Annotated in this window: 4 protein-coding genes; 1 reads left to right on the top strand and 3 read right to left on the bottom strand. The window is 71.4% G+C overall.

What is annotated here, in order from left to right:
* On the bottom strand, positions 1-1,100 hold a 1,100-nt coding region (locus AC07DS_RS32965), incomplete at its 3' end, for a maltotransferase domain-containing protein (RefSeq protein WP_479151275.1).
* 338 nt (positions 1,101-1,438) lie between these two features.
* Here AC07DS_RS32965 and AC07DS_RS32960 point away from each other — a divergent pair.
* The gene (locus AC07DS_RS32960; protein ID WP_479151274.1) at positions 1,439-4,057 is read left to right on the top strand and encodes a glycosyltransferase family 1 protein; all 2,619 of its coding nucleotides are present in this window, start codon (positions 1,439-1,441) and stop codon (positions 4,055-4,057) included.
* 3 nt (positions 4,058-4,060) lie between these two features.
* On the opposite strand, the gene AC07DS_RS32955 is transcribed toward AC07DS_RS32960, so the two are convergent.
* A complete protein-coding gene (locus AC07DS_RS32955; RefSeq protein ID WP_479151272.1) occupies positions 4,061-4,582 on the bottom strand; it encodes a DUF1990 domain-containing protein in 522 nt (173 codons plus the stop codon).
* Positions 4,583-4,655: 73 nt separating this feature from the next.
* On the bottom strand, positions 4,656-6,320 hold the full coding sequence (locus AC07DS_RS32950; RefSeq protein WP_479151271.1) for a M4 family metallopeptidase: 1,665 nt from the start codon (positions 6,318-6,320) through the stop codon (positions 4,656-4,658).
* Between the last annotated feature and the right edge of the window lie 219 nt (positions 6,321-6,539).

Raw genomic sequence — 6,539 nt, 5'->3', positions numbered from 1 at the left:
ACCCACGGATGGTCCGGGGAACACTGCAGCGCGAAGTCCAGGGCCACCTCCAGGCCCAACTCCCGTGCCCGGCCCACGAAGTGGTCGAAGTCCTCCAGTGTGCCCAGAGCGGGGTGGACGGCGTCGTGCCCGCCCTCCGGGGAGCCGATCGCCCAGGGCACCCCGACATCGTCGGGACGGGCGGTGAGGGTGTTGTTGCGGCCCTTGCGGAACGTCGTGCCGATCGGATGGACCGGCGGGAGATAGACGACGTCGAAGCCCATCTCCGCGATCGCCCTCAGCCGCCGGGCAGCGGTACGGAAGGTGCCGTGCGGCTGCTCCGCCGTGCCCTCCGAACGCGGGAAGAACTCGTACCACGAACCGAACAGGGCCCGCTCCCGCTCCACCAGCAGCGGCATCGCGTCCGACGCGGTCACCAACTCCCGCAACGGATACCGCGACAGCACCGCCTCCACCTCGGGCGCCAGGGCCGCCGCGAGCCGCCAGGCGGCCGGGCGGTCCTCCGCCTGCAGCGCTGCGGCGGCCGCCAGGACCACGTCCCGCTGCCCCTCGGGCACTCCGGCGGCCGCCCGCTCGTACAGCCGAGCGCCCTCGTCCAGGACCAGGCCGGTGTCGATGCCCGCCGGGATCTTGATCTGTGCGTGGTGCCGCCAGGTGCCGACCGGGTCCGACCAGGCCTCGACCGTGTAGGTCCAGCGGCCGGGCTCGTCCGGGGTGACGGTGGCGCCCAGACGGTCGGTGCCCGGGGCGAGTTCACGCATCGGGGTCCAGGGGCCCGGGCGGCCCTCGGGATCCCGCAGGACGACGTTCGCGGCGACGGCGTCGTGGCCCTCGCGGAACACGGTGGCCGACACCTCGAACGACTCACCGGCCACCGCCTTGGCGGGCCTGCGCCCGTGCTGGACCACCGGGCGCACGTCGAGGACGGGAATTCGGCCGAGAACGGTCGGTTCCGGCGGGGCGGGAAGCTGCTGCCTGGGCGGGGCCGGGGCCTCCTCGCGAAGTTCCTCGGCGGGCTTTCCGGTTTTCTTGCCAGAAGTTTTCCTTCCGGCCGCCTTGCTGGGTGTCGAGGGTGCTGACGAGTGGTGCGTGGCGGGCATGACCGCTCCTGTCCGCTTCAACGTGGGTGTGGGCGGATGGCTGTGGGGAGGTGGGTCCTGCAGGTGAGACGTGGTGCTGCTGTGGGACGTACCGGAGGAGCCTTCCCACCCTATTCGGGTGGGCAATCCGGCACTTTGTTAACTACTCACGCGTATGTCTACGCACAAGACCGGCCCCTTTCCCGGTTTCCCGCCAGGGCGGCCATTACGCCACCGCCGCGTCCCGACACCCGCGCCCGCCACGTCCCCACCGACGCCCCGGTAACCACTAACGTCGACCCTGACGACGAGACGTACGGCGCCGTGCGTCTCACCCCGTAACGCGTCCGAGGTGGAATGTGAAGGCGATCCGTCGGTTCACCGTCCGTCCCGTTCTCCCCGAACCCCTCCGGCCGCTGAGCGACCTGGCGCGCAATCTGCGCTGGTCCTGGCATGTGGAAACGCGCGACCTGTTCCAGTCCGTCGACCCCGAACGCTGGGCCGCCGCCGGGGGCGACCCGGTGCGGCTGCTGGGCGGGGTGCGCCCGGCCCGGCTCACCGAGCTGGCCGGGGACCGGCGGTTCCTGCGCCGGCTGCGCGCGGCCGTCGACGACCTCAACGACTATGTGACCGGCGACCGCTGGTACCAGCAGCAGGACGACGGACTGCCCGCCGCCGTCGCCTACTTCTCGCCCGAGTTCGGCATCACGGCCGCGCTGCCCCAGTACTCCGGCGGCCTCGGCATCCTCGCCGGCGACCACCTCAAGGCGGCCAGCGACCTCGGGGTCCCGCTGATCGGTGTCGGCCTGCTCTACCGGCACGGGTACTTCCGCCAGACCCTGTCCCGGGACGGCTGGCAGCAGGAGCACTACCCGGTGCTCGACCCCCATGAGCTGCCCGTCAGCCTGCTGAAGGAGGCCGACGGCAGCCCCGCCCGGCTCTCCCTCGCGCTGCCCGGCGGCCGGGCGCTGCACGCCCGGATCTGGCTGGCCCAGGTGGGCCGGGTGCCGCTGCTGATGCTCGACTCGGACGTGGAGGAGAACGACCCCGGCGAACGCGGGGTGACCGACCGGCTGTACGGCGGCGGCAGCGAGCACCGGCTGCTGCAGGAGATGCTGCTGGGGATAGGGGGTGTCCGGGCCGTGCGGACGTACTGCCGGCTCACCGGGCACCCGGAACCCGAGGTGTTCCACACCAACGAGGGACACGCCGGCTTCCTGGGGCTGGAGCGGATCGCCGAACTGGGCGACCGGGGACTCGACTTCGACTCGGCGCTGGAGGCCGTGCGCGGCGGCACGGTGTTCACCACGCACACCCCCGTCCCGGCCGGGATCGACCGGTTCGACCGGGAACTGGTCGCCCGGCACTTCGGGGTGGACGGCGAGCTCCCGCGCATCGACGTCCAGCGGATCCTTGCGCTCGGCATGGAGACCTACCCGGGCGGCGAGCCGAACCTGTTCAACATGGCCGTGATGGGGCTCAGGCTGGCCCAGCGGGCGAACGGGGTCTCGCTGCTGCACGGGCAGGTCAGCCGGGAGATGTTCGCGGGACTGTGGCCGGGATTCGACCCCGAGGAGGTGCCGATCACCTCCGTGACCAACGGGGTGCACGCCCCGACCTGGGTCGCCCCCGAAGTGCTCCGGCTGGGCGCCCGGGAGATCGGCGCCCAGCGGGCCGAGGACGCGCTGAGCGTCGGCGGCTCCGAGCGCTGGGACTCGGTCGCGGACATCGCGGACCAGGAGGTCTGGGAGCTGCGCCGTACCCTGCGCGAACAGCTGGTGGTGGAGGTGCGGGAGCGGCTGCGCGCCTCGTGGCGCCAGCGCGGCGCCGGGGACGCGGAGCTGGGCTGGATCGACGGTGTGCTCGACCCCGGGGTGCTGACGATCGGGTTCGCGCGGCGCGTGCCGTCGTACAAGCGGCTCACGCTGATGCTGCGCGACCGGGACCGGCTGATGGAGCTGCTGCTGCACCCGGAGCGGCCGGTCCAGATCGTCGTCGCGGGCAAGGCGCACCCGGCGGACGACGGCGGCAAGCGGCTGGTGCAGGAGCTGGTGCGGTTCGCCGACGACCCGCGCGTGCGGCACCGGATCGTCTTCCTGCCCGACTACGGCATGGCGATGGCCCAGAAGCTCTACCCCGGCTGCGACGTCTGGCTGAACAACCCGCTGCGCCCGCTGGAGGCCTGTGGCACCTCCGGGATGAAGGCCGCGCTCAACGGCTGCCTCAACCTCTCGGTGCTGGACGGCTGGTGGGACGAGTGGTTCCAGCCGGACTTCGGCTGGGCCGTGCCGACCGCCGACGGCGTGGGCACCGACCCGGACCGCCGTGACGACATCGAGGCCGCGGCCCTGTACGACCTGCTCGAACAGCGGGTCACCCCGCGCTTCTACGAGCGCGGCCGGGGCGGGCTGCCCGACCGCTGGATCGACATGGTCCGCCAGACCCTCACCCTGCTGGGCCCGAAGGTGCTGGCGGGCCGGATGGTCCGCGAGTACGTCGACCGCCTGTACACGCCGGCCGCCCAGTCCCACCGCGCGCTGAGCGAGGACACGGCGCGTGAACTGGCCGCCTGGAAGGCGAGGGTGCGGGCCGCCTGGCCCCGGGTGAGCGTCGACCACGTGGAGACGACGGCCACGACGGCCACCGCGGAACTGGGCTCGACCGTGGGGCTGCGGGTGCGGGTGGGGCTCGGTGACCTCGGACCGGACGACGTGGAGGTGCAGGCGGTCTCCGGCCGGGTCGACGCGCAGGACCGCATCACGGACGCCACGGTGGTGCAGCTGAAGGCGACCGGCGCCCCGGACCTGGAGGGCCGTCGCGTCTACGAGGGCCCGCTCTCCCTGGACCGCACCGGCCCCTACGGCTACACGATCCGCATCCTGCCGGCCCACCGCCTGCTCGCCTCCGGCGCGGAACTGGGTCTGGTGTCCGTGCCGTCGGAGGAGGCGGTGGAGGGGGCGGGGCTGCTGATGCGGTGAGCGTCAGTCCTCCAGCCCCCGGGTGGCCAGCTCCCTCAGCACCTTGCCGCACCTGCGGGCGTAGGCGTGCTGCAGCCCGCGCGTCGCGGCCCCGCCCGCGCGGGCGTACCACTTCTGGGCGCGGCTGAAGGCGGCCACCGTCAGCCAGACGGTGCCGTCGCCGGTGCGGTCGACCACGAAGGCCTCCTCGCCGCACTCGGGGTGGCCTTCCAGGGTGCCGTAGGCCCAGCCGGCCCGGCGGGGCTCGTCGACGGTCCAGACGATGCGGCAGGGGGCCTTGATGAGGCCGGCCAGGGTGACCGTGACGTCGACGTCGGGGGCCGCGCGGTCGGCGGTGGCGTCGATGCCCACGCCGAGCGAGCGGTGCATCTCCCAGGTCAGGACAGCCTCCGCGGCCCGGCGGAAGACCTCAGGGCCCTCGCCGATCCGTATGCGTTCGAACAGCGGGTGGAAGCCGGGCGGGCAGACGGTCAGGTCGTCGCGGGTCGCGCCGACCGGCTCGTAGGTGAAGGGCGCCGAGGACATGGGTCACAAGGGTAGGGCGGTACCCGGGACGCCTTCCGCCCGGGTACCGCCCTGTCTCAAGTGGTGTGTGCGACTAGCTGACGTTGACCGCCGACCAGGCCGCGGCCACCGCCTTGTACTCGGTGCTGGTGGAGCCGTACAGGGCCGCCGCCGCGCTCAGCGTGCCGGTGCGGGCCGCCTTGTAGTTGGTCGTGGACGTGAAGTACGTCGTCAGCGCCTTGTACCAGATCTGCAGCGCCTTGGCGCGGCCGATGCCGGTGACCGTGGAGCCGTTGGACGTCGGCGAGTTGTAGCTCACGCCGTTGATCGTCTTCGCGCCGCTGCCCTCGGACAGCAGGTAGAAGAAGTGGTTCGCGACGCCGGACGAGTAGTGGACGTCCAGGTTGCCGACCGAGGAGGACCAGGAGTCCGCCGAGCCGCCGTCCTTGCTGGGCTTGTCCATGTAGCGCAGCGGGGTGCCGTCGCCGTTGATGTCGATCTTCTCGCCGATGAGGTAGTCACCGGGGTCCGAGGCGTTGTTCGCGTAGAACTCCACACCGGTGCCGAAGATGTCCGAGGTGGCCTCGTTCAGGCCGCCCGACTCGCCCGAGTACTCCAGGCCCGCGGTGTTGGCGGTGACGCCGTGGCTCATCTCGTGACCGGCCACGTCCAGCGAGGTCAGCGGGTCGAGGTTGCTCTCGCCGTCGCCGTAGGTCATGCAGAAGCAGTCGTCGTCCCAGAAGGCGTTGACGTACGAGCTGCCGTAGTGCACGCGGGAGTAGGCGCCGACTCCGTTGTTCTTGATGCCGCTGCGCCCGAAGGTGTTCTTGTAGAAGTCCCAGGTCTCCTGCGCGCCGTAGGCGGCGTCGGCGGCCGCGGTCTGGTCGGTGGAGGAGCTGGAGGCCTTGCCCGTGCCCCAGACGTTGTCCGAGTCGGTGAACAGGGTGCCGGTGCCCGAGCTGGTGCCGTGCTTCAGGTTGTACGTCTTGTGGCCACCACGCGTGGTGTCGTACAGCTGGTACGTCGAGCCCGACAGGTTGGTGTTCAGGCTGACGGTGCCCGAGTACAGCGTCTTGCCGGTGCCGGTGGCGTTCTCGATGCCCTGGTACTCGAAGAGCTTCTTGCCGGTGGCGGCGTCGGTGATGACGTGCAGCTTGTTCGGGGTGCCGTCGTCCTGCAGACCGCCGACGACCGTCTCGTAGGCGAGGACGGGCTTGCCGGAGCCGGCCCAGATCACCTTGCGGGCGCCGTCCGCGGCGGTCTTGGCGGAGCCAAGGGTCTTCGCGGCGCCCAGCGCCTGCTTCTCGGCCTTGGCGGCGGAGATCTGCGGCTTGAGCGAGGCCACCTTGATGGCGGACTTGTTCGCCTTGGTGACGCCCTCGGATCTGCCCGACTTGGCGGTGTGGACGACCAGGTCGCCGCCGAGGACCGGCAGGCCCGCGTAGGTGCGCTCGTAGCGGGTGTGGACGGTGCCGTCGGTGTCCTTGACGACGTCCTTGACGACCAGCTTCTCCTTGGCGCCGAGGCCTATCTCCTGCGCGGTGCCGGCCGCGCCGGCCTGTGCCTTCTGGATCAGGGTGGTACGGGCAGCGGCGGACAGCGAGGCCGGGGCTGCGGCCAGGGGCTTGGCGGCGGCGGACCCGGCCGGGGTCTGGGCACTGGCGCTGGTGGTCAGCCCGGTGGAGAGCAGGGCTCCGGCCGCGACAGCGGTGGCGATGGCCAGAGTGGTGCGCTTGTGACGCGCGTAGAGGGGGCTCACAGAAGCTCCTTCTCGTGGGGGAGTCCGGGCAGTGTGGGGTTACTGGCCGGAGTATGTGGCGTTGCGAAGTTGCTGTGCTGCTGCGGCGGGTGGAGAGAGAGTGACATCAGGGACGCGTACATGTCAGGACCCCTAAGTGATGTTGGCCGGAATTCGACTGTCTGGTTAACGTTTCAGGAATGTAAAACGGGCGCCGCCCGAGGGGGTTGAACCCCCGGA

The organism is Streptomyces sp. NPDC044064 (assembly GCF_056434245.1).
This window is presented reverse-complemented; position numbering and strand designations above follow the sequence as displayed.

What these genes read in the sequence shown, in the direction of transcription:
- AC07DS_RS32955 (WP_479151272.1), bottom strand. Translation starts at nt 4,582, where the DNA reads ATGTCCTCGGCGCCCTTCACCTACGAGCCGGTCGGCGCGACCCGCGAC.